Source organism: Actinoplanes awajinensis subsp. mycoplanecinus (assembly GCF_001509495.1).
GTDB lineage: Bacteria > Actinomycetota > Actinomycetes > Mycobacteriales > Micromonosporaceae > Actinoplanes > Actinoplanes palleronii.
The window spans coordinates 1-20,249 of sequence record NZ_LLZH01000029.1 but is presented as its reverse complement, the minus strand read 5'-3'; the positions used below and the strand labels follow the sequence as shown (position 1 = coordinate 20,249).

Genomic DNA, 20,249 nt, shown 5'->3' with positions numbered 1-20,249 from the left:
CCCCCGCCGAAGCCGCCACCACCGCCTGCCGCCCCGGTGCCGGGAGCCCCCGCTGCTCGGTCTGGACCGGCAAGGTCTCCTGGGTGGCCGACGGCGACACGCTGCTGGTCGACGTGAACGGCGACGGCACGAGGACCCCGCGCTCGATCCGGCTGATCGGCGTGCAGGCCATGGAGCAGCACGTCTACTCGCCGCAGCCGGCCAAGCGCCGCGGCGACTGCCACGCGATCGAGGCGACCGCCCGGGTCGAGCAGCTGGTCAAGGCGGGCAAGGGCGTGGTCCGGATGACCGCTCAGAAGTCCGGCAGCCAGAGCCGCAGCCGGCCACTGCGATCGATGTCGGTCAAGATCAATGGTAAGTGGCGGGATATCGGCGAAGATTTGGTACGACACGGGTACGCCCTGTGGCTCCCGTTCGCCGGCGAGTGGGCCTGGGACTCGGCGTACGAGCTGGCCGAGGCGAACGCGGCGGCCGAGAAGAACCTGATGTGGGACGACGACTACTGCGGTACCGGGCCGGCCCAGGACGCCCAGCTGACCGTCTGGGCGAACAGCGACGCGGACGGTGACGACGCGACCAACCTGAACGGCGAGTGGGTCCGGATCGGCAACACCGGCGCCCAGCCGGTCCCGATCGGTGGCTGGTGGGTGCGGGACTCCGGGCTGCGCCGGTACACGTTTGCGGCCGGCACCGAGGTGCCCGCGGGCGGCGCGGTCTACGTGCACGTCGGCAAGGGCACCGACACCGCGACCGACAAGTACTGGGGACTGACCGCGCCGATCTTCACGAACGTCGACCCGCTGGGCCACTCGGTCGGCGACGGCGCGTACCTCTTCGACCCGCAGGGCGACCTGCGGCGGGCGATGCTCTACCCGTGCCGGGTGCACTGCGGCAGCCCGCTGACCGGCAAGGTCACCCTCCGGGTGAAGTACGCCGGGGTGGAGAAGATCGAGGTGGTCAACACCAGCGACCAGCCGGTCGACCTGCAGGGGCACGCGGTGGTCAGCCGGTACCAGCACCGGTTCGAGGAGAGCACGGTCCTGCAGCCGGGCGAGTCACTGGAGGTGCAGCTGGCCGGCGGCCGCCGGGTGCTCGACGACGCCGGTGGTGAGGTGCGGTTGCAGACCGCGGACATGTGGACGGTGGCCTGCCGCTGGTGGGGGACCGGCAAATGCTGACCCGGCCTTTTCTCGCGGTTTCACGTTGTAGGTGATCACTCCGCCCACGACCAGCGCCAGAGCGACGACCACCCCGGCCGTGATCGGTTCACCGAACAGCGGCACGGCCAGGACCGTGGTCAGCACCGGGCTGATCGCGCCGGTCACCGCCGGGATGCCGCTGCCGAGCCTGCGGACCGCGTACACATAACTCAGGGTTGAAAAAATGCCGGTCCCGACACCTTGCAGAACGACGAAGAGGGCAAGGTGCGACACCGGGGCGGAACTCAGGTTCACCGGCAGGGCGCCGGTGACCTCCAGCGCGGCGGCGACCATTGCCGACGGCGTGCAGATCACCAGCACGACGCTGATCAGATCCAGTCGTGTCCGGCCGAGCCCGATCGTGTAGACCGCCCACACGAACCCGGCCGCGAGCAGCACCCCGATCCCGGTGGTCGTCGCACCGGCCGTCGTCAGCACGGCGGTCGCCGCGATGCCGAGCACGATCGCGGTCAGCGCGATCAGCCGCCGGCCGCGAACCCGTTCGCCGCGGGTGACGGCCAGGATGACCGCCACGAACAGCGGCACCGACCCGGGCAGCAGCAGCCCGACCAGGGCCGCCGTGGTCAGGCGCCCGCCGAGCGCGGAGAGCAGGAAGTGCGGCAACCCGGCGAGGCAGAGCGCGACCACCACCCCGGGGCGTTCCCGGCGGACCGCGCGCAGCGCACGGGGCAGCCACGGCGCGAGCAGGAGCACCGGGGTGACGAACCGCAGGAACGCGGCGTCGACCGGCGTCAGGCCGGAGGCGCCGATCCCGCGGATGGTGAGCGCGAACGATGCCCACAGGACCACGGCCGCGGCGAGTGCGGCCACGCCTCGATGACGCTGCACGAGCGATTCCCTCCCCCTGGTCGTTGGGGGAAAGGCTAGGAACAATCGGCTGGCACGCGATTGCTAGTTCTGCCACGGGAAAGGCCCGCAGTGGCAGAATCTGCTACGTGGAGAGCCTGGACGCCATCGACCGCCGGATCCTGCTCGAGTTGCAGCGGGACGGCCGCCTCACCAACCAGGAGTTGGCCGACCGGGTCGGGCTGTCCCCGTCACCCTGCCTGCGGCGGGTGCGGCTGCTCCAGGAGTCCGGCGTGATCGAGCGGTACGCCGCGGTGCTGTCCCAGGACGCGCTCGGGCTGCCGATCACCGCGTTCGCCCGGCTGACCCTGATCTCGCACGGCTCGGCAGTGGTCGACGAGGTCGAGGAGCGGCTGCGGACGATCCCCGAGGTGGTCGAGGCATACCTGCTGGCCGGGGACGACGACTACCTCGTCAAGATCGTCATCCAGTCCTTCGCGGCGTACGAGGACCTGCTGCGGCGGGAGCTGCGGTCCATCCCGGCACTGGCGTCGATCAAGACGACGTTCGCGTTCGCGGTGACCAAGCCGCAGTCGCCGCTGCCGATCCCGCCGCGCTGACCGGTCTGCCCGCCGCTTCCTGCCACTGTGCCCCGCCGCGCGGACCGCAGGTGGTCAGCGAGTCGGCGGCGCGCAAGGATCAGATCGGGCCGGGCTCGCCGCTGCGCCAGTGGCGGCGGCACAGCACCCGGTAGGAGACCGCGGACGTCTCGGTGGTGTCGCCGACCGCGACCTGCGCGCCGGCCCGGGCCACCTCGCCGCCGACGATCCGGGCGTTCTGCCGGCCCGGCCGTCCGCACCAGCAGGTCACCTCGACCTGCAGCGGCGTGATCACGTCAGCCAGCTCGACCAGCCGCTGCGCGCCCGGGAACAGCCGGGACAGGAAGTCCGTGATGATCGCGTAGCAGTCGATGTCGACGGCCATCTCGTCGGCCGCCCAGGCCAGCTGCTCGACCTGCGCCGGGGTGAGGAACTGCGCCTCGTCGGCGATCACGAAACCGCCGGCCGGCACCCGCTCGGTGACCATCGCGACCAGGTCCATCTCCGGATCCACCTCGATGGCGTCCGCAGTCACACCCAGGCGCGACGACATGATCCCCTCGCCGGCCCGGTCCTGGCTGGTCAGCAGCACGCCGGGCCGACCGGCCTGGCGGCGGTTGAACGCGTTCTGCAGGGCCAGGGTGCTCTTGCCCGACCCCATCCGGCCGGTGAAGAGGGTGAGGGTCCCGAAGACCGGGGCCATTGCCGGCTGCCGAGCGGCGAGAACGGTCGCGGCGGTGACCGGCATCAATCGGGGCCTCTTCTCTTCCTGACGGGGCCGGTACACGCTACCTAATGATCGAACTTCTGGTTACCGCCGGTCGACGGTCAGGGTCGATACACCTGACGTGAGATCGATGTCGTAACGGTCGGTCGCCGTGCCCCAACCGGACGGGGTGAAATCGGTGCCTCCGGCGATCCCGGAACGACGAACGCCGTCGATGGTCACGGTCGCGGCACCCCCACCCACTCGTACGCGGACCGGCGCATCACCGGTCAGGTGCACGCTGACCTGGCTCGCGCCGCCACCGAGCGTGACCGGGATCGTGCCCTGCGCGGCGGGCAGGGTGACGTCGGCCAGGCTGGTGCCGGCGACGAAGCTCACGCCGGTGAGTTTGCCGCCGGTCAGATCGGCGGACTCCTCCTTGGCACCACCGTCGAACCGGAGCTGCCAGTGCACGGCGTTGCTGAGTTCCGCGGTGACCAGGGCCGGGCCCGGGTCACCGGTGTCGGCCAGGCCCGCGTAGACGGTGTCGCCGTCGAGCCGGACCGACGGACGGACCTTGGCGTCGTCGGCGGTGGAGACCCGGTAGAGGTCACCACCCAGGTCGGCGGCGCGCACCCGGACCACGTCCGCGCCGGAGATGACCGCGAAGGTGGCCCGGTCGTGGTCGCCGACACTGCCGCCGGTGACGACCCGGGCCGCGTCGTCGTGATCGGCGAAGGGTTGCCCCTTCTCGTCGTGGTCGTTGCACGCGGCGGTGAGCAGCAGGGTGGTGGCCAGCAGGGCCGGAAGGAGAGGTCGGCGCATGTCGTCCTACATGCCCGGGTGGGCACGCTCCCATGCGCCGCCCTCCCACCGGCGAAGATCACTCCCGAACGCTCAGCGGCTCCCGCTCGTCCGCGACCTGCTCGTCCACGGCCTGCTCCGGTGCGGTCTTCCCCGACTCGGCTGTCGCCGGCTCGGTCTTTGCTGACTCGGTTGTCGTCGGCTCGGTCTTCGCCGGCTCGGCTTTCGCCGGCGTGGCCGGAGTTTGCGGCGCCTGGTCGTGGTCCACCGGGGTGGCCTGCGCGGCCTGCTCGTCCGTCCGGGGTGCCGGTGCGTCGGCGGCCTCCGCACGCTCCCGCTCGAACGGGTCGCCGTAGGCCCGGATCGCCCGCCGCGCGAACGCCTGCTGCTGTGTCGCCACCCGCTCGGCCCGCCCGCGCCCGACGAAGCTGACCGCCCAGTGCAGCACCGCGGTCACCCGGTTCTTGAAGCCGACCAGGTAGAGCAGGTGCACCAGCATCCACACCACCCAGGCCGGGAAGCCGGACAGTCGCACCTTGCCGATGCTGGCCACCGCGGAGAACCGGGAGATCGTCGCCAGGCTGCCCTTGTCGAAGTACGTGAACGCCTGCCCGGTCTCCTTGCCGCCGAGCCGCCGCTTGATCTGGTCGGCGGCGTGCCGGCCGCTCTGGATGGCCACCTGCGCCACCCCGGGCAGCGGCTTACCGTCCGCGCCGGCCAGGTTCATCATGTCGCCGAGCACGAAGATCTCCGGGTGCCCGGGCAGCGTGGTGTCCTTCTCCACGAGCACCCGTCCGGCCCGGTCGGTCTCGGCGCCGGCCGCCTCGGCCAGCTTGCGGGCCAGCGGCGGCGCGGCCACCCCGGCCGCCCACACCTTGGTCACCGACGGGATCCGGTGCCGGCCGTTCGCGTCCTCGACCTCGATGCCGGTCGCATCGACGCCGACCACCTTGGTGTTCAGCTTCACCTCGACGCCGAGCTTCTCCAGCTGCCGCTGCGCACCCGCCGACAGGTGGTCGCCGAACGTGTTCAGCACCGCCCCGATCGCGTCGACCAGGATGATCCGGGCCTTCCGCGGGTCGATGTGCTTGTACTGCCCCGGCAGGTTCCGGTGGGCCAGCTCGGCGATCTGCCCGGCCAGTTCGGTGCCGGTCGGGCCGGCGCCGACCACCACGAAGGTCAGCCAGCGCTGGATCGCCTCCGGGTCGGTCTGCAGGTCGGCCACCTCGAACGCGCCGAAGATCCGGGCGCGCAGCTCGAGCGCGTCGTCGATGCTCTTCATGCCGGGCGCGTGGTCGGCGAACTGGTCGTTGCCGAAGTACGACTGCGAAGCGCCGGCCGCCACGATCAGCGTGTCGTACTCCACGGTGTAGTCGATGCCCGGCCCGGCGACCGAGACGACCTTGTTCTCGATGTCGACGTCCTTCACCCAGCCGAGGCGGACGTCCACGTTCTCCTGCCGCCGCAGCACCTCGCGGATCGGCGGGGCGACCTCGCCCTCGGACAGGATCCCCGTCGCCACCTGGTAGAGCAGCGGCTGGAAGAGGTGATATGTCGTGCCGTTGATCAGGGTGATGTCCACCGGAGCCTTGCGCAGCGCCTTGATCGCGAAGAGCCCGCCGAAACCGGCTCCCACCACGACCACACGTTGGCGGTGACCTAGCTGAGTCATTGCCTGCTCCCGTCCGAGTCCGTCCGCTTAGTACAGCGCACTTCCGCATACCCGTATGCCGTGAAAATGACCACTCACGTGCGGATTCTCACCGGAGGAGGCTGTGCGAGGGCTGAGCCGGTCGCCGTGACCTCCTACTCTGTTGATCGATGGAGCGCTGCTGAGCGGTGGAGACGACCCAGCGGTGGTTGCGCGGCCTCGCCGTGTTCGTGCCGTTCGGCGCGGCGCTGCTCGGCCTGCGGTACCTGCTGGGCACGTGGCTCGTCCTGCACCCCCGGATCGCCCTGGGCGCCCTGGTCACCGGCGTGGCCGGTGCGACGGCCGCCGCGCTTCTCGTCCGGCGGCACCGGCGCCGCCGGATGACCCGTGCGGTCGAGGGCGCGGGCTGGAGCCCGATCGATCCGCGCACCCGGGCTTGGCCGTGGCAGGGCCTGCAGCAGGGCCGCGCGGTGGTCGAAACCGCCTGGACCCGGAAGGTCGACGGCCTCCCGATCGCCGCGGGCCGCGTGCGTTTCTCGGGCGCGGCGTTCGCCGGCGCGGTCCGGGACCGCGAGGGCTGGGCGATCTTCGTGGTGCTGAAGCTGCCCCGTCCGGCGCCGTCGATGGCATGGCGACTGCCTTTCCAGTACGTCGGTGACTCGCCCCGGTTGCACCGCCCCGAGCTGCGCTGGGCCACCCTGCACGGCGAGATCCCGCCCTGGACCGTCCTCGGCGACGAACTCTTCATCGTGGAGCCGTCCCACCGCTGGATCACCCCTGCGGACCTCGCCGCGGTGCTCCACCACACCCTGCACGTCCTGGCCCTCCTCAACCTCGACCCATGACCCCCAGCGCCGCCCTTCCCCGAGCAGCCCTTCCCCGCGCCGGGTCTGCCTGAGCCGGGTCTGCCCGAGCCGGGCACCTCCGAGCCAGCTCCGGCCGGGCCGCCCGTTTTCGCCGCCGACCTGGCGCACCTGCGAAGCCTCGGCCTGGACGACACCCGGCTGAAAGCCCTGGGCGCTCGCCCCGACCCCGCGTCCCCGGCCGTGAGCGCTCACGAAGCCGGCGCTGGCGGCTGAGCTCAGGCCCCCGGCTGTCAGGACAGCCGCGGTCGGAGACAGCGCCTCATGGCGACTGCGGTCAGGTAACCAGGGCCAAAGCCAAGGCAGCCGCGGTCGGGAAACAGCACGTCGCGGAGGCCGAGATCAGGCGGCCAGGTGCCAGGGTGGCCGCGGCTGGCGATGGCGCATCACGGCGGCTGAAGCCGGGCGACCGGGCGTTGCGGTGACTGCGGCCAGGCGGCCCGGCCCTCGTGGCGACGGCGGCCGGCGAACCCGGAGCCGCCGGGGATCAGGAGGCCGGGTGCCATGGGAGGACCGCTCCGTCGCGGATCAGCTCGCCGTAGTGGTCGGGTTTGATCGGGTCGAGGGCGAGCGACAGCAGCGGAACGGCCGCCTGCTCCGGGGACGGCGCGGCGCTGACGTCCCACCACAGGGCCGAGGTCGGCGTGTTCATCATGCCGGGGCAGACGGCGGCCACCAGGATGCCGCGCTCGGTGTCGGAGGACCGGCGCTGCCGGGCGAGCGCGCGGACCGCCGCGACTTGGGCGATCTTGGAGGGGATGTTGACGAAGCCCGGCCAGGCGCCGGCCCGTGCGCTGCCGTCGCGGACCTGGTCACGCCAGCCGGCGGTGGCGGTGTCGACGGCGTCCAGCGAGGACAGGCCGTCGAAGTGCCGGTGCAGCACCGGTGCCAGGAACGTGAGAGTGCCGAGCGAGCTGGCCACCACGATCAGCCGGCCGCCGTCGCGCAGCAGGGGAGCGAAGGCCCGCAGCACCCGGGTGGTGCCGAAGTTGTTGACCTCCGTGTACTCCTCGACGATCGCACGGGGGTCGTCATCCGGGCCGACCCGCATCACCGCGTTGCCGAACACCACGTCGACCCCGCCGTGGCGGTGCTCCAGCTCGGCGGCGAGCCGGGTGACCGACGCGGGGTCGGACACGTCCAGCACCGCGCCGCGGACCTCCGCGGTGGTCTCCGGGAGCGCGGCGACGGCCGCGCTCACCCGGGCCGCGTCGCGGCCGGTCAGATAGACGGTGTCGGCGGGTTTCATCCGCTGGCCGAGGCCCGCCACCAGCGCCGTGCCGAGCCCCTGGGTAGCCCCGGTGACCAGGGCGATACGTGTAGTCATGCGACCACGCTAGGCCGGTGCCGCCGGATGCCGCCAACGAGATTTACTCATACCTGGTATGAGTAATCGTCATGGCGATCACCGACGCGTCCTTGGTAGCTTTGCGGGTGTTCCGGGCGGTGGCCGAGCGCGGGAGTTTCACCGCGGCCGCCGTGGCGTTGGGCTATACGCAGTCGGCAGTGTCCCGGCAGATTGCGGCGCTCGAGCGGGCCGTGGGGGCGGACCTGCTGGAGCGGCGGCACGACGGGGTGCGTGTCACCGCGGCGGGGCGGATCGTGCTGCGGCGCGCGGTCGCGGTGGCCGAGCAGATCGAGGCGGCGGCACACGAGCTGGCCGGATTGCCCGGTCCGGACGGCGCGGTGCGGCTCGGGTGGTTCACCAGCGCCGGTGCCGGGTTGGTGCCGCGCGCACTGGCCGACCTGCGCCGCACGCATCCGGGGGTGACCGTGACCACCCGGGAGGCCGCCACGCCCGCGCTGATCCGTGCCCTGCGCGCGGGCAGCCTGGACCTGGCGGTGATCGCCACCACGACACCGCTCGGTCCGCCGGACGCCGGAATGCCTGGGCAGGGGATCGGTCCGCCGGATGCCGGAACGCCTGGGCAGCGGCATGGGCTGCCGGATGCCGGAACGCGTCGGCGGCGGCATGGGCTGCCGGATGCCGGGATGCCGCCGTTGCGGACGCGGGTGCTGACCGATCGGAGTCTGATGGTCGCGGTGCCGGCGAACCATCCGCTGGCCGGTGGCTCCGCGATCGACGTCGCGCAGCTGCGCGGACAGGAGTGGATCGCCGGGCACAGTTCCGGTGACGAGCGGCTGATGGGGGTCTGGCCCGGGCTGGACGAGCGGCCGGTGATCGCTCACGTCGCCCGGGACTGGCTGGCCAAGCTGCACCTGGTGGCGGCCGGGTGCGGGCTCACCACGATCCCGCCGGTGCTGGCCGGGACGGTGCCGGACGGCGTCCGGGTGCTGCCGGTCCGCGGCGGGTCGGACGAGGGCCGGCAGATGATGCTGGCCTGGCTGCACCAACCGCTGCCGCCGGCGGCGGCGCGGCTGGCCGAGGCGCTGCAGGCCGCGGCCGGCGTACTGGAATGATCGGAATCTATGGACGAGGTGGGTGGCAAGCAGCGGTTTCTCGTGATCCACGACTACGGGATGGGCGGGCTCTGGTGGTGGATCCACGCCCGGTCGGTGCGGGAGATCCGGGAGACGTTCCGCGACGTCGCGGTCGAGTCGGACGCCGAGTCGCTGGAGCGGGCCGTGCGGGACCCGGACATCGAGGAGGTGGACATCGACGCGCCGGTCATGCCGGAGGGGCTTGACGATCTGCGGGCGGAACGTGACGCGCAGCGGGGCCGGCCGGGCTTCGGGGCGTTCGCCGACCGGGAGATCGTGTACCTGCGCCGCCCGTGGGACGAGGGCGATCCGGAGCTGTACCTGATGGAGATCGGCGCCGACGGCCGGCGGCTGCGCGAGGTACTGCTCGCCGAGGACGGTCCGTGGATCAAGAACGATGCGGAGGACTGGCCGATCAACCCGCCGGTCGTCGACCTCTACGACCCGGAGCTGGTCGGGCAGGAGGTCGGCCGGGACGAGTTCGAGGCGGCCTGGGAGCGTGCCGAGTGGGACCCCGAGCGGCAGACTCAGACGTGACGGAGGTGGGAACGATGGCGGATTCGCCGAGGATCCTCGCGGTGTCGTGGGGAAAGATGGAGATCGAGGGGCTGGCGGCGGGCAAGGACTTCAAGCTCTGGCCGGGCGGCGGCCGGCCGTGGGACTGGGCCGAGACCGGGACCAGGCACGACCCCGGCATCCAGCCCGCCGACGTCGCGGAGCTGCTGGACCACGGCGCCACCGTGCTGGTGCTGTCCCGGGGGATGGACCTGGTGCTGCAGGTCGACCCGGCCACCCTGGAGCTGCTGCGCCAGCGGGACGTCGAGGTCCACGTCGCCGAGACCACCGAGGCCGTCCAGATCTACAACAACCTGGCCGGCTCGGCCCCGGTCGGCGGCCTGTTCCACTCCACGTGCTGACCAGGGCCGGGGTGGCCAGCGTCAGACCGGTCCGGGCAGGGGCGGGATCCCGGCGTCGGGGACATCGCCGAGGGTGTCGGCCAGTTCCTGGCGGCAACGCTGCGCCCAGGCCGGATTCAGCTTGTAGAGCAGGTCGAACTGCCTGATCCATCCGGTGACACGCTGCTCCTGGCCGCGGCGTGGGTGTTCCAGCTTCCAGTTGCTCGCCAGCACGGACGTGGTGTCCTCCAGCGCCCAATAGAGGATCTCGCCCCGGTCGGCGGTCTGGCGGTGTCCGACCTCGATGTTCCGTTCGATGGCGATCCAGTGGAAGACGCCGTCGTCGTCGATACCGATGAACGGGTAGGCCATGTCCCGGATCATCCCGATGTACGGCAGCTTCCCCCGGGCGCCGACAACCGCGCTCATCCGGTCGATCTCGTCGAACAGGTCCGTCAGGACCCGCGCCGGGGACCACGGCAGTCCGGGAACGTCCTCGTCGTCCACGTAGTAGATCACGAGCCGGACCCTAATCGGTGATACGTTTCATTCCGGTGCCGCGCAGGGGAGGATGTTGATGGCTCACGTCTGCTTCACGCTCCAGGTCGACCCCGGCAAGCTGGACGCGTACCGGGCGGCGCACGCCGCCGTCTGGCCGGAGATGCTGAGCGCCCTGCACGCGACCGGCTGGCGGAACTACCGGTTGTTCCTGCGCCCGGACGGCCTGCTGGTCGGCACGCTGGAGACCGACGACTTCGCCGCCGCGCAGGAGGCGATGGCCCGCACCGAGGTCAACGCCCGCTGGCAGGCCGCGATGGCCGAGTTCTTCCCGGTGCTGGGCGAACTCCGCCCCGACGAGGGCATGCTGGTCCTCGACCAGATCTTCCACCTCGAGGAACAACTCACCCTCCGCGACTGAGGACGCGGCGCCGAGAGCGGAGGGCGCGGCGTGGAGGGCGCGGCGTGGAGGGCGCGGGTGTGCGGCGCGGCGCGGCGTGGAGGTGCGGCGCGGGCAGTTGAGGCCGGAGTGGGTCAGCCCGCCAGCAGGTGGCACCAGGAGTCGGACAGGGTTCGCAGGCAGATGGTGCGGTCGACGGTCCAGCCGGTGCTCAGCCAGCGGCGGGCGACGTACTCGAACTGGCCGAAGGCCAGCATCGAACGGACCGGGCGGCTGGCCGCGTCGAAGCGGCCGGCCCGGTCCAGGCCCTCGTGCAGGGCGCTCGTGACCGCCTCGAACCACGTCTCCACCGTCGCCTTGATCTCCGGTTCGATCGCGGCGGCCTGGTACGCCGCCACCAGGTGAGCCCGGACCGCGCCCCACTGGTCGAACTTCCGGTTCAGCCACTGCTCGATCAGCGCCCGGTCGCCCCGCGCGACCACCTCGGCCAGCGGCGGGTCGTCGTCGGCGGTCCGGATGTCGTCGAGGTCTTCGACGAGTGCCTGCATCAGCTGCGATTTGGACGGAAAATGCAGGTAGAAGGTGGTGCGGGTGGTGCCGGCCGAGGCCGCGATCTCGTCGACGGTGGTGGCCGCGTACCCCTTGTCCTGAAAGAGTGCCAGCCCGTGGTCCAGGAGAAGTCGTCGTGTCATCAACTTCTGTGTCGCCCGTAGGTTCGCCACGGAACACACCTTATCGGTACAGATTTTAAGGAACTTCGGGAGGTGACCGTCATGCCGTCAATTGATCGTTTAGCGACTGGCGCACCATTGTGGCGGGTCGGTCCAGTATCTGATCGATCCATGTAACACCGGCGATGTAGGTTGCTGTCGCCGGTTCTTTCAGAGGGGGAAACGTGACTACGTCCGTGGAGCGGCCGCAGCCCGTCGAGGGCACGACCGCGGGCATCGCCGCGTTCACCGCGCGGGAACGCTGGGTGCTGCTGATCGCGAGTGCCTGGCTGGTGATCGGGCTGCAGCTCGACGCGTACGCGCACGCCACCACACCGGAGCTGGAGACGTTCTGGACGCCCTGGCACGGGGTGCTGTATTCGGGCATCGCGGCGTCCGGCTTCACCCTCCTCTGGATCATGAGGTCGCGGCTGCCGGCGATCCCGACGTACCGGAGCCTGCTCGCCCTGCCCAACGCCCTGCGCATCCCGATGGGCGGCATGGCGGCGCTGCTGGTCGGCGGCGGCGTGGACACCCTCTGGCACAACATCTTCGGCATCGAGAAGAACCTCGAGATCTTCGTCAGCCCCAGCCACGAGCTGATCATCCTGGGCATGGTGCTGGTCGCCATGGGCCCGGCGCTGATGCTCGCCACCAGCCCGGGCCGCACGCTCAGCGTCGGCGGCGGGTTCCTGGTCGCGATCTCCGCACTCTTCTCGGTGCTGCCGCTGCACATCTACTCGCTGCACGCCAGCGCGCTCGGCTTCCGCCACCTGGGCAGCGGCGACGACGACCCGCTGGTCTTCTCCACCGACGGCCAGCTGGTGCACGGCTACCTGTTCAGCACCGTGCTGCTGCTGGCCCCGATCCTGATGATCGGCCGCCGCTGGCGTCTGCCGATCGGCCTGGCGAGCGCGCTGGTCGCCATTCCCGCGCTGCTCATGCACCTGATGTTCGACTCCGAGGACGCCTGGTGGCCGCAGCTGACCGTGGCGATCGCCGCGCCGATCGTCGAGCTGCTGCTGCGGGTGGCGAACCGGTTCGTGAAGCTGCCGGTGACCGCGCGCTGGATCGCGCTGGGCCTGCTCGCCCCGCCGATCGTGTGGGGCGCGGTGCTGGCCGTCGGGCAGAGCGTGACCGGCACGGTGGGCTGGAACGTGCACATGGTCAGCGGCCTGCTCACCTTCAGCGCGCTGACCGGTGCCGCGACGGTCCTGGTCGTCCGCAGCATCCAGTACCTGCAGCCGGAGTGAACCGGCCGGCCGCCGCCCCGCTCCGGCGTCTCGCGGTGCTGACGGCGGTGGCCGCGGCGCTCGTGCTGGGCTCGGCCGGGCCGGCGGCGGCGCACGCCGGTGGCCTGGTGGCGACGGACGCGCGCAGCCGGGTGGTGACCGTCACACCGGCGATCGCCGGGCTCCAGGTGGTCGCGATCGAGGACGGCGCGAAGCTGCGGCTGACGAACAACACCGGCGGTCCGGTCACGGTCAGTGGTGGCGGCGGCGCCGGCACTCCGGCCACCGTTGCCTCCGGCAACGTCCTGACCTGGGCAGACTCACGGTCCGCTCCCGAGGGCAAAAACATCAAACCTGATCGTACGGCGGACTGGTCGCTGACCGTCGACGCCCGCGGCACCACGGTCATCGTCAGCGGGGTGCTGACCGGCGAGCGCCCGCCGAACCCGCTGCCCTGGTGGGCGCTGGCTATCGTGACGGCCGTGGCCGTACCCGTGATCGCTCGTCGCCTGCACCGGGCCGACCTGCTGCTGGCCGCGTCCGGCGGAGTCGCGATGGCCGCGTCGATCGTGCACGTCACCGGCTCCACGCTGGCGGTCGAGTCGGCGCCGGCCGCCGGGACGTTCCTCAGCGCGGCCGGCATCAACCTGCTGAGCTGGCCGCTGATCCTGGGCGGCGTGGTCACGGTGCTGCGCGGCCGCCCGGCCGGCCTGCTCGCGGTCTGCGCCGGCGCCGCGCTGACCGCGATCTTCGTCCTCCCGGATGTGACCTCGTTCCACCGGGCGGTGCTGCCGTTCGCCGGGCCGGCGGTGGCCGAGCGGGTGCTGGTGGTGCTGGCCCTGGGCCTGGGCGCGGGTGTCGCGGTGGCCGGCGCGTCGGTGCTGCGCACGCTGGCGCAGCGTGCCGCCGTCGAGGAACCCGCATGATGTCACCGCACACGGAAGTCTCCGGCCGGCCCGCGGGTTGTGTCCGTTACGACCCGCCGCGTGCGGTCGCGAGGGAGTGGGCATGAGGGTGCTGACCGGTCTGGTGTTGCTGGTGTCGTCGGTGTTGCTGGCCGGGCCGGCGTTGCTCGGCGTCAACACCCTGATGACCGCGGAGAGCCTGGTCTCCGGCACCGCGCTGTTCGCGGCGTTCGTGCTGGTGGTGTCGTCCGCCTCGATCGCGATCTTCGCGCAGCTCGGCGTACTGGCACTGACCCGCCGGCGCGCGCCCGCGGCACCGCCGTCGATGCCGATGCCGCTGGCCGGCACCCCGGTCTCCGAGGTCACGCCGGTGGAGCCGGTCGGCACCGGTCGCCGGTCGCTGCGGATCGTGCCGTTCCTGCTGGCCGCGCTCGCCCTGCTGCCCGGGTGCACGGCGGCACCGGCCGCGCAGGCCGCCACCCCGGCCGCCTGCGGGTCCGCGTCACCGGAGCAGGTGGTGGCGAACGCCGCGCTGCGCGCCGGCAAGGCCGAGCCCGCGCCGCAGCGGGTCAGCGTGCCGCTCGGCAGCCAGGTCCGGCTCGGCGTCTCGGTGGACGCCGCCGCCGACATCCACGTGCACGGCTACGACCTGGAATACCCGGTCACGCCCGGCCAGCCCACCTGCATCGTCTTCGTCGCGTCCCGGGCCGGCCTCTTCGACGTCGAGGCGCACCCCGACACGCTGCTGCTGCAGCTCGAAGTGAAGTGAGCCCCCTCGCCCACGGGGTAGGGAGCTCGTCGGATCTGCCGCTGCCGCTCGACCTGGTGTTGCAGGCCGGCGCGGCCACCGTGGTGCTGTCCTTCCTGATCGCGGCGCTGTGGTGGACGAAGCCCCGGCTGGGCGGCGCCACCCCGCGCTCACTGCGTACCAAAATGTGGTTGCCTGTCGTGCGCGGTGTGGTGCTTCTGCTCGCCGTCTATCTGGTCGGGAACGCGCTGGCCGGGCCGCAGGACGCGGAAAACCCGGCGGCGCACGCGCTGTTCGTCTGGCTGTGGGTCGGGCTGGTGCCGGTCAGCGTGCTGTTCGGGCCGGTGTGGCGGGCGGTCAACCCGCTGCGCACGCTGTTCCGGCTGCTGCGGCTGCCGCGTCCCGGAGTACGGCCGGGCACCGGGCGAGGCGGGTGGCCGGCCGCGCTGTGGCTGCTGGCCTTCGTCTGGTTCGAGCTGGTCGCGCCGCACCGGACCACCCCGGCGGTGATCGGGGGTGCTCTGCTCGGGTACGCGATCGTGCAGCTCGGGATGGCCGCGCTGCGCGGTGAGGAGTGGTTCGCCCGCGGGGACTGCTTCGAGGTGTACTCCGAGCTCGCCGGCCGGCTCAGCCCCGTGCGGTGGCGTACCCCGCTCAGCGGGCTCGCCGCGGCCGGCTCGTCGACGGGCGGGGCCGGTGCGGCCGCGTTCGTGGCGGTCTGGTGGGGCTCGACGGTGTTCGACAGCGCGTCCGGCTCGCCGGCGTGGGCCGGGTTCACCCAGCGGGCCGGGCATGGCGCGCTCTACGCGACGGCCGCGCTCGTGGTGGTCTGCGCCGGGGTGTTCGCCGCCGTACGCAGGACCGCCGGTGGCCTGGACGTGACCGCCTCGCTGATCCCGATCGCGGTCGGCTACACGCTCGCCCACTACCTGTCGCTGCTGATCGTCGAGGCGCCGCGCGGGTTCCTGCTGCTGATCCATCAGTGGGGGCCGGCGCCGGACGCCACCTGGGACGTGGTCCCGATCCCGTCGGTGATCGCCGGTGCGCAGGTCGCCCTGATCCTGCTGGGACACGTGCTCGGCGTGATCGTCGCCCACGACGCGGCGCTGACCGCCGCCCGGCCCGTCGTACCGGCCGGTGCCGCCGTGACCGGTGTCCGCCCGGCCCGGCCGCTGCTGGTCACGCTCGCCGACGAGCTGCCGCTGGTGCTGTTCATGATCGGGTGCACCTGGGCGGGTCTGTTCCTGCTCTTCGTGCGCTGATCCGCGGGGTCCCCCGAACGTGCGGATCCGGTCACGATTCGTACATCTGATCTAATCGTGGGGTAAGGTGCCGACATGAGCGTCGATGTCGGTGAGGGCGAGGATCGGCCGCGGATCTCGGCCAAGCAGGAGCGCATTCTCGCGGCGATCCGCGACTCGGTGCGCGAGCGGGGCTTCCCGCCGACGGTGCGCGAGATCGGCGCGGCCGTCGGGCTGGTCTCGCCGTCGTCGGTGGCGCACCACCTCAAGGTGCTGGAACGCCACGGTCTGCTGCGGCGCGAGCCACACGGGTCGCGGGCCGTGAACGTACGCGACAGTGCCGCGCCGGTCGCGGCCGTGAGCCATCCGGCGGTGACGATCCCGGTGCTCGGTGACATCGCGGCCGGTGCGCCGATCCTGGCCGAGGAGCACGTGACCGATCACCTGGTCGTCTCGGCCGGGATGGTCGGGCACGGCGAGCTGTTCGCGCTGAACGTCAAGGGCGACTCGATGATCGACGCGGCGATCTGCGACGGCGACGTCGTGGTGGTCCGCCGGCAGCCGGTCGCGGAGAACGGGGAGATCGTCGCTGCCATGATCGACGGTGAGGCCACGGTCAAGACGTTCCAGCGGCGTGACGGCCACGTCGAGCTGGTCCCGCAGAACCCGAACTATCCGGTGATCCCCGGCGACGACGCCGTCGTCCTCGGCAAGGTCGTCTCGGTCATCCGCCGCCTCTGAGGTTGCGTTTCTCAAGCTAGTCATCAGGGGTGTCTCGAGGGGCGTGAGACACCCCTGATGACTAGCTTGAGACCTCGCCTTGCTAGGCGCCCCAGCCGGCCTGGACGCCGCCGGTTCGGTCTGCGCTGATCCGCTCGAAGTAGCCGGAGCGGTGGTAGGCCGCGATCGGGTCCGGGTCGCGGCCGTCGTCGGCGCGCAGCTGGGCCAGCATCGGGCGGACGTCGGTGTTGAACGCGTCCATCAGCGCCGCGTTGGCCGCCAGCACGTCCCCGGACTGCTGTGCCGCGCCCAGCACGTCCCGGTCCACCAGCAGCGCCTTCGCGGTCGCCTCCTGGATGTTGAGCACCGAGCGGAGGATCGCCGGGATCTTCGCCTCGATGTTGTGGCACTGGTCGAGCATGAAGGTGATCCCGTACGCCGGGTCGAGCGCGCCGCCGCGGACGATCTCGTACATGATCCGGAACAGCTGGAACGGGTCGGCGGCGCCGGCCATCAGGTCGTCGTCGGCGTAGAACCTCGAGTTGAAGTCGAACGCGCCGAGCTTCCGCTGCCGCAGCAGGAACGCCACGATGAACTCGATGTTGGTCCCCGGCGCGTGGTGTCCGGTGTCGATCACGACCTGCGCCTTCGGGCCGAGCTCGAGGCAGTGCGCGTACGCGGTGCCCCAGTCCGGCACGTCGGTGGCGTAGAAGGCCGGCTCGAACAGCTTGTACTCGAGCAGCATCCGCTGGTCGCCGCCGAGCCGCCGGTAGACCTCGGCGAGCGCCTCGGCCAGCCGGTCCTGCCGGGAACGCATGTCGTCCTGACCGGGATAGTTCGTGCCGTCGGAGAACCACAGCTTGATGTCCTGCGAGCCGGTCGCGTCCATCACGTCGACGCAGTCCAGCAGGTGGTCGGTGGCCTTGCGGCGCACCCGCGGGTCGGGGTGGGTGACCGAGCCGAGTTTGTAGTCCTCGTCCTGGAAGACGTTCGCGTTGATCGCGCCGAGGGCGACGCTCTGCTCCTGGGCGAACTCGCGCAGCTTGGTCCAGTCGTCGACCAGGTCCCACGGGATGTGCAGCGAGACGGTGGGCGCGATCCCGGTCAGGCGGTGCACGACCGCGGCGTCGGCGACCTTCTCGAACGGGTCACGGGGGACACCCGGCTGCGGGAAGACCTTGAATCGGGTGCCGGAGTTCGCGTACGCCCAGGAGGGGGTCTCGATGCGCTGGGCGCGCAGTCCCGCCTTGATCCGGTCCAGGCTCATCGGGTCCCCATCTCGTCGGTGCTCCTTGTGAAACGTTTCATTCGCGGTCCAGGCTACGGAGAACGCGGGGGACTCGTCAACAGCCGGCTCGGGTAGGGTGCACGCCGTGACCCCTCTCGACGCCATCGCCGCTGCATACGCGGGTTGGGTCACGCCGGATCTGCCGCTCTACGGGCTCGACCACGATCGGGCCGACTTCGCGCCCTGAGCTGTCCGCTCAGCCGGTCTCCGCCACTGCCCCGCTGTCGCAGCGCGCCGCCGTGTCCGGAACCGCCCGCGTCCCCGGCCCGTTCTTCGCTCCTGGAAACGAGAAGCGCGCATGTCCGCACTCACCGCGGTGCTCCGCACCCCGTACGTCACAAGGCTCTTGATCGCGAGTCAAACCGGACGCCTGCCCATGGCCTCAGCCCCCCTCGCTCTGCTGCTCTTCGCCCGTGAGGCGCACAGCCTCGCGATGGCCGGCCTGGTGGTCGGCGCCTACACCGCGGGGATGGCGGTCAGCGCGCCGCTGCTCGCCCGGATCGTCGACCGCTGGCGGCAACCCCCGGTGCTCTGGGGTTCCGCGCTGCTCTCCGCCGCCGGGTTCCTGCTGGTCGCGGCGGGTGGGAACGGGCTGCCGGCCACGATGACCGGCGCGGTGCTGGCCGGACTCGGCACGCCGCCGCTGGAAGCCTGCCTGCGCGCCCTCTGGCCGGAACTGGTCAGTGCGGACCGGGTGGCCGCGGCCTACTCGCTGGACATCGCGGTCCAGGAGGTCATCTACGTGACAGGCCCGCTGGTCACCCTGCTCGCGGTGGCCGTCGCCGGCCCGCCCACCGGTCTGATCGTGGCCGCGCTGCTGCAGCTCGCCGGGGTGGCGCTGTTCGTCTCGACCCCGCTCGTCCGCACCTGGCGCGGCGTCTCGGCGCACCGCCACTGGGCCGGTCCGCTGCGGGTGCCGCAGTTCGCGGTGATCCTGCTCGGCGTGCTCGGCGCCGGCGCGGCCATCGGCAGCCTGCCGGTCGTGGTCACCGGCTATGCGGAAGCGGCCGGCGACCGCTCGCTGAGCGGCTGGCTCCTCGCCGCCCAGGCGACCGGCGCGCTGGTCGGCGGCCTGCTCTACATGCGGGCGCGCCCCGGTGGCCCGGCCCGCCTGCCGCTGGTCACCGCGGCGCTCGCGGCCGGGTTCGTGCCGCTGCTCGCGGTGCCCGGGCCGGTCCTGATGGGGGTGCTGCTCGCGATCGCCGGGATGTCCCTGCCTCCGGTGCTGACCGCGGTGTTCCTGGCCGCCGACGAGCTGACCCCACCGGGTACGGCGGTGGAGGCGTTCGCCTGGATCATCACGGCGTTCACGGTGGGCAGCGCGGCAGGCGCGGCGATCACCGGGCCGCTGGTGGGAGAGTCCATTCGGTACGGCTTCGTCCTCGCCCCGGTGGCGGGCCTGCTGGCGGTGGTCGCGATGGTGGCGGTGTCACTGAGCCGCCGCCGGGTGCTGGTCTGAGGGCGCTCGCTCGACCCGCCGGTCGCCCTCGACGGCTGCGGTGACCGCTCGCCCGGGTGGTGGTTAAGGCGGCCGGGAGACACCACCGCGGGTGCTCGCTGGCCGGCCCGGCTGGTGCTGAGGGCCGTTATGAGGGGCCGATAAGGGCGGTGGTGGCCAGCTGGGTTCGCTCGGCTGGGGCTGGGGGCCGTTATGGCGGGCCGATAACGGCTGTCTGGACCAGCTGGGCGTTATGTGTTGCTCGGTGTCGCCGTGCGGGGGCGGGGGCTGGTGGTGCTGTCCGGCGACTCCGGGGTGGGTGTTGTGTGGGTGATGTCTGGCGTATGTGTGGATGTCACTCCGGGGCTGCTCGCGGCTGCGAATCTCGGCACGGCGGGGGAGGTGCCGATGTCGCAGTATGTGGAGCTGCTGACGAGCGGCCGCTGGGTGCTGGTGGTGGTGCTGGCGGCGGCGATGGTCGATGTGGTGCTGCCGTTCATCCCGAGCGAGACGATCATCGTGGCGGTCGGTGTCGGGGTGGCTGAGGCCGGGCATCCGCTGCTGATCTGGGTGATGGTCGCGGCGGCTGCCGGGGTGGTGTGCGGGGACGGGCTCGCCTACCTCGTGGGGCGTCGCAGCGGCGCCGCGGTCCGGCACCGGTTGCGGCGCGGGCGCCGGGGTGCGGTGATCCACGACTGGGTGCTGGCGGTGATGCGGCGGCACGGCGGGGCGCTGATCATATTCGGACGTTTTGTGCCGGGGGTGCGGTCGGCGGCGGCGTTCACGGCGGGGGCCGTGGGGTATCCGGGGCGGCGGTTCGTGGCTTTCCCCGGGGTGGGTGCGGTGGTGTGGGCGGCGCAGAGTGCGCTGCTCGGGTATCTGGGCGGGGTGGCGTTCGCGGATCGTCCGCTGGCCGGGTTCGGGGTGGCCTGGCTCGGTGCGGGTCTCGTGACCGTGCTCGCGGTGGTGGGGCAGCGGCACGCCGGGGCGCTGGGGCGCCGGCTGGGCGGGGTGGTCCGGCGGTTGATCGGCGGGTCCGCCGGGGGGGGGGGGGGTGCCGGGGCGGTGGGGGGGGGGGGGGCGGGGGGGGGCGGGGGGGGGG

21 protein-coding genes and 1 pseudogene are annotated in these 20,249 nt (G+C 72.0%); 14 read left to right on the top strand and 8 right to left on the bottom strand.

Annotated features, from left to right (window positions below):
• Positions 1-170: 170 nt before the first annotated feature.
• Positions 171-794: pseudogene (locus tag ADL15_RS56825) on the top strand (lamin tail domain-containing protein); the annotation flags it as partial.
• A 261-nt stretch (positions 795-1,055) separates the two neighbouring features.
• Here the strand turns inward: ADL15_RS56825 and ADL15_RS55080 are convergent.
• A complete protein-coding gene (locus ADL15_RS55080) occupies positions 1,056-2,048 on the bottom strand; it encodes a DMT family transporter (RefSeq protein WP_232343942.1) in 993 nt (330 codons plus the stop codon).
• Between the two features lie 107 nt (positions 2,049-2,155).
• On the opposite strand from ADL15_RS55080, the gene ADL15_RS07465 reads away from it, so the two are divergent.
• Positions 2,156-2,626, top strand: a complete 471-nt coding sequence (locus ADL15_RS07465) for an Lrp/AsnC family transcriptional regulator (protein ID WP_067686090.1) — start codon at positions 2,156-2,158, stop codon at positions 2,624-2,626.
• A gap of 79 nt (positions 2,627-2,705) precedes the next feature.
• On the opposite strand, the gene ADL15_RS07460 is transcribed toward ADL15_RS07465, so the two are convergent.
• The 3 genes from ADL15_RS07460 to ADL15_RS07450 form a co-directional block, all read right to left on the bottom strand.
• Positions 2,706-3,353 carry a thymidine kinase gene (locus tag ADL15_RS07460; protein ID WP_067686088.1) on the bottom strand — a complete coding sequence of 216 codons (648 nt, stop codon included), beginning with the start codon at positions 3,351-3,353 and terminating at the stop codon, positions 2,706-2,708.
• Positions 3,354-3,416: 63 nt separating this feature from the next.
• Positions 3,417-4,136, bottom strand: coding sequence for a hypothetical protein (locus ADL15_RS07455; protein ID WP_067686086.1), 720 nt, complete (start codon positions 4,134-4,136; stop codon positions 3,417-3,419).
• A 58-nt stretch (positions 4,137-4,194) separates the two neighbouring features.
• Positions 4,195-5,787 carry an NAD(P)/FAD-dependent oxidoreductase gene (locus tag ADL15_RS07450; protein ID WP_232343941.1) on the bottom strand — a complete coding sequence of 531 codons (1,593 nt, stop codon included), beginning with the start codon at positions 5,785-5,787 and terminating at the stop codon, positions 4,195-4,197.
• Between the two features lie 167 nt (positions 5,788-5,954).
• Between ADL15_RS07450 and ADL15_RS07445 the strand changes: the two genes are divergently transcribed.
• Positions 5,955-6,611, top strand: a complete 657-nt coding sequence (locus ADL15_RS07445) for a hypothetical protein (RefSeq protein WP_067686084.1) — start codon at positions 5,955-5,957, stop codon at positions 6,609-6,611.
• Between the two features lie 505 nt (positions 6,612-7,116).
• Here ADL15_RS07445 and ADL15_RS07440 read toward each other — a convergent pair.
• Positions 7,117-7,956 carry an SDR family NAD(P)-dependent oxidoreductase gene (locus tag ADL15_RS07440; protein ID WP_067686082.1) on the bottom strand — a complete coding sequence of 280 codons (840 nt, stop codon included), beginning with the start codon at positions 7,954-7,956 and terminating at the stop codon, positions 7,117-7,119.
• A 71-nt stretch (positions 7,957-8,027) separates the two neighbouring features.
• Here ADL15_RS07440 and ADL15_RS55075 point away from each other — a divergent pair, with 71 nt between their 5' ends.
• Genes ADL15_RS55075 through ADL15_RS07425 form a run of 3 tightly spaced genes read left to right on the top strand, consistent with a single transcriptional unit; the run spans position 8,028 to position 9,988 of the window.
• Positions 8,028-9,050 (top strand): LysR family transcriptional regulator, encoded by a 1,023-nt coding sequence (locus tag ADL15_RS55075; protein ID WP_083970984.1) that lies wholly within the window; start codon positions 8,028-8,030, stop codon positions 9,048-9,050.
• A 9-nt stretch (positions 9,051-9,059) separates the two neighbouring features.
• Positions 9,060-9,608: a hypothetical protein gene (locus ADL15_RS07430; RefSeq protein ID WP_232343940.1), complete on the top strand. Its 549-nt coding sequence runs from the start codon at positions 9,060-9,062 to the stop codon at positions 9,606-9,608.
• 14 nt (positions 9,609-9,622) lie between these two features.
• Positions 9,623-9,988 (top strand): Mth938-like domain-containing protein, encoded by a 366-nt coding sequence (locus ADL15_RS07425; protein WP_067686080.1) that lies wholly within the window; start codon positions 9,623-9,625, stop codon positions 9,986-9,988.
• Positions 9,989-10,009: 21 nt separating this feature from the next.
• Here the strand turns inward: ADL15_RS07425 and ADL15_RS07420 are convergent, their stop codons facing one another.
• Positions 10,010-10,486: an Imm63 family immunity protein gene (locus ADL15_RS07420; RefSeq protein ID WP_067686078.1), complete on the bottom strand. Its 477-nt coding sequence runs from the start codon at positions 10,484-10,486 to the stop codon at positions 10,010-10,012.
• A 58-nt stretch (positions 10,487-10,544) separates the two neighbouring features.
• Here ADL15_RS07420 and ADL15_RS07415 point away from each other — a divergent pair, with 58 nt between their 5' ends.
• Complete coding sequence (locus ADL15_RS07415) at positions 10,545-10,886, top strand: L-rhamnose mutarotase (protein WP_067686076.1); 342 nt, start codon at positions 10,545-10,547, stop codon at positions 10,884-10,886.
• 113 nt (positions 10,887-10,999) lie between these two features.
• On the opposite strand, the gene ADL15_RS07410 is transcribed toward ADL15_RS07415, so the two are convergent.
• Entirely contained in the window at positions 11,000-11,557 is a 558-nt protein-coding gene (locus tag ADL15_RS07410) for a TetR/AcrR family transcriptional regulator (protein ID WP_198170613.1), read from the bottom strand.
• Positions 11,558-11,760: 203 nt separating this feature from the next.
• Here ADL15_RS07410 and ADL15_RS07405 point away from each other — a divergent pair, with 203 nt between their 5' ends.
• The 5 genes from ADL15_RS07405 to lexA all read left to right on the top strand — a co-directional run bounded on the left by ADL15_RS07405 (position 11,761) and on the right by lexA (position 16,442).
• Positions 11,761-12,828, top strand: a complete 1,068-nt coding sequence (locus tag ADL15_RS07405) for a hypothetical protein (RefSeq protein ID WP_067686071.1) — start codon at positions 11,761-11,763, stop codon at positions 12,826-12,828.
• Positions 12,825-13,733, top strand: a complete 909-nt coding sequence (locus ADL15_RS07400; RefSeq protein ID WP_067686069.1) for a hypothetical protein — start codon at positions 12,825-12,827, stop codon at positions 13,731-13,733. The genes ADL15_RS07405 and ADL15_RS07400 overlap by 4 nt, the downstream gene beginning before the upstream one ends.
• An 82-nt stretch (positions 13,734-13,815) precedes the next feature.
• A complete protein-coding gene (locus ADL15_RS07395) occupies positions 13,816-14,481 on the top strand; it encodes a hypothetical protein (protein WP_157441217.1) in 666 nt (221 codons plus the stop codon).
• Positions 14,478-15,722 carry a hypothetical protein gene (locus ADL15_RS07390; RefSeq protein ID WP_067686065.1) on the top strand — a complete coding sequence of 415 codons (1,245 nt, stop codon included), beginning with the start codon at positions 14,478-14,480 and terminating at the stop codon, positions 15,720-15,722. The genes ADL15_RS07395 and ADL15_RS07390 overlap by 4 nt, the downstream gene beginning before the upstream one ends.
• Before the next feature lie 75 nt (positions 15,723-15,797).
• Complete coding sequence (lexA, locus tag ADL15_RS07385) at positions 15,798-16,442, top strand: transcriptional repressor LexA (RefSeq protein WP_067686063.1); 645 nt, start codon at positions 15,798-15,800, stop codon at positions 16,440-16,442.
• Between the two features lie 82 nt (positions 16,443-16,524).
• Here the strand turns inward: lexA and rhaI are convergent, their stop codons facing one another.
• Positions 16,525-17,688 carry an L-rhamnose isomerase gene (gene rhaI, locus ADL15_RS07380; RefSeq protein WP_067686061.1) on the bottom strand — a complete coding sequence of 388 codons (1,164 nt, stop codon included), beginning with the start codon at positions 17,686-17,688 and terminating at the stop codon, positions 16,525-16,527.
• 397 nt (positions 17,689-18,085) lie between these two features.
• On the opposite strand from rhaI, the gene ADL15_RS07375 reads away from it, so the two are divergent.
• Together ADL15_RS07375 and ADL15_RS07370 are read left to right on the top strand one after the other, a co-directional pair.
• Complete coding sequence (locus tag ADL15_RS07375) at positions 18,086-19,168, top strand: MFS transporter (protein WP_232343939.1); 1,083 nt, start codon at positions 18,086-18,088, stop codon at positions 19,166-19,168.
• 234 nt (positions 19,169-19,402) lie between these two features.
• On the top strand, positions 19,403-20,249 hold an 847-nt coding region (locus ADL15_RS07370; protein WP_067686058.1), incomplete at its 3' end, for a DedA family protein.

Coding starts and splice junctions, on each gene's coding strand:
- ADL15_RS07450 (WP_232343941.1), bottom strand. CDS start 5,787: ATGACTCAGCTAGGTCACCGCCAACGTGTGGTCGTGGTGGGAGCCGGT.
- ADL15_RS07460 (WP_067686088.1), bottom strand. CDS start 3,353: ATGCCGGTCACCGCCGCGACCGTTCTCGCCGCTCGGCAGCCGGCAATG.
- ADL15_RS07440 (WP_067686082.1), bottom strand. CDS start 7,956: ATGACTACACGTATCGCCCTGGTCACCGGGGCTACCCAGGGGCTCGGC.
- ADL15_RS07410 (WP_198170613.1), bottom strand. CDS start 11,557: ATGACACGACGACTTCTCCTGGACCACGGGCTGGCACTCTTTCAGGAC.
- ADL15_RS07425 (WP_067686080.1), top strand. CDS start 9,623: ATGGCGGATTCGCCGAGGATCCTCGCGGTGTCGTGGGGAAAGATGGAG.
- ADL15_RS55075 (WP_083970984.1), top strand. CDS start 8,028: ATGGCGATCACCGACGCGTCCTTGGTAGCTTTGCGGGTGTTCCGGGCG.
- ADL15_RS07375 (WP_232343939.1), top strand. CDS start 18,086: ATGGCCTCAGCCCCCCTCGCTCTGCTGCTCTTCGCCCGTGAGGCGCAC.
- rhaI (WP_067686061.1), bottom strand. CDS start 17,688: ATGAGCCTGGACCGGATCAAGGCGGGACTGCGCGCCCAGCGCATCGAG.
- ADL15_RS07430 (WP_232343940.1), top strand. CDS start 9,060: ATGGACGAGGTGGGTGGCAAGCAGCGGTTTCTCGTGATCCACGACTAC.
- ADL15_RS07455 (WP_067686086.1), bottom strand. CDS start 4,136: ATGCGCCGACCTCTCCTTCCGGCCCTGCTGGCCACCACCCTGCTGCTC.
- lexA (WP_067686063.1), top strand. CDS start 15,798: ATGAGCGTCGATGTCGGTGAGGGCGAGGATCGGCCGCGGATCTCGGCC.
- ADL15_RS07395 (WP_157441217.1), top strand. CDS start 13,816: ATGAGGGTGCTGACCGGTCTGGTGTTGCTGGTGTCGTCGGTGTTGCTG.
- ADL15_RS07415 (WP_067686076.1), top strand. CDS start 10,545: ATGGCTCACGTCTGCTTCACGCTCCAGGTCGACCCCGGCAAGCTGGAC.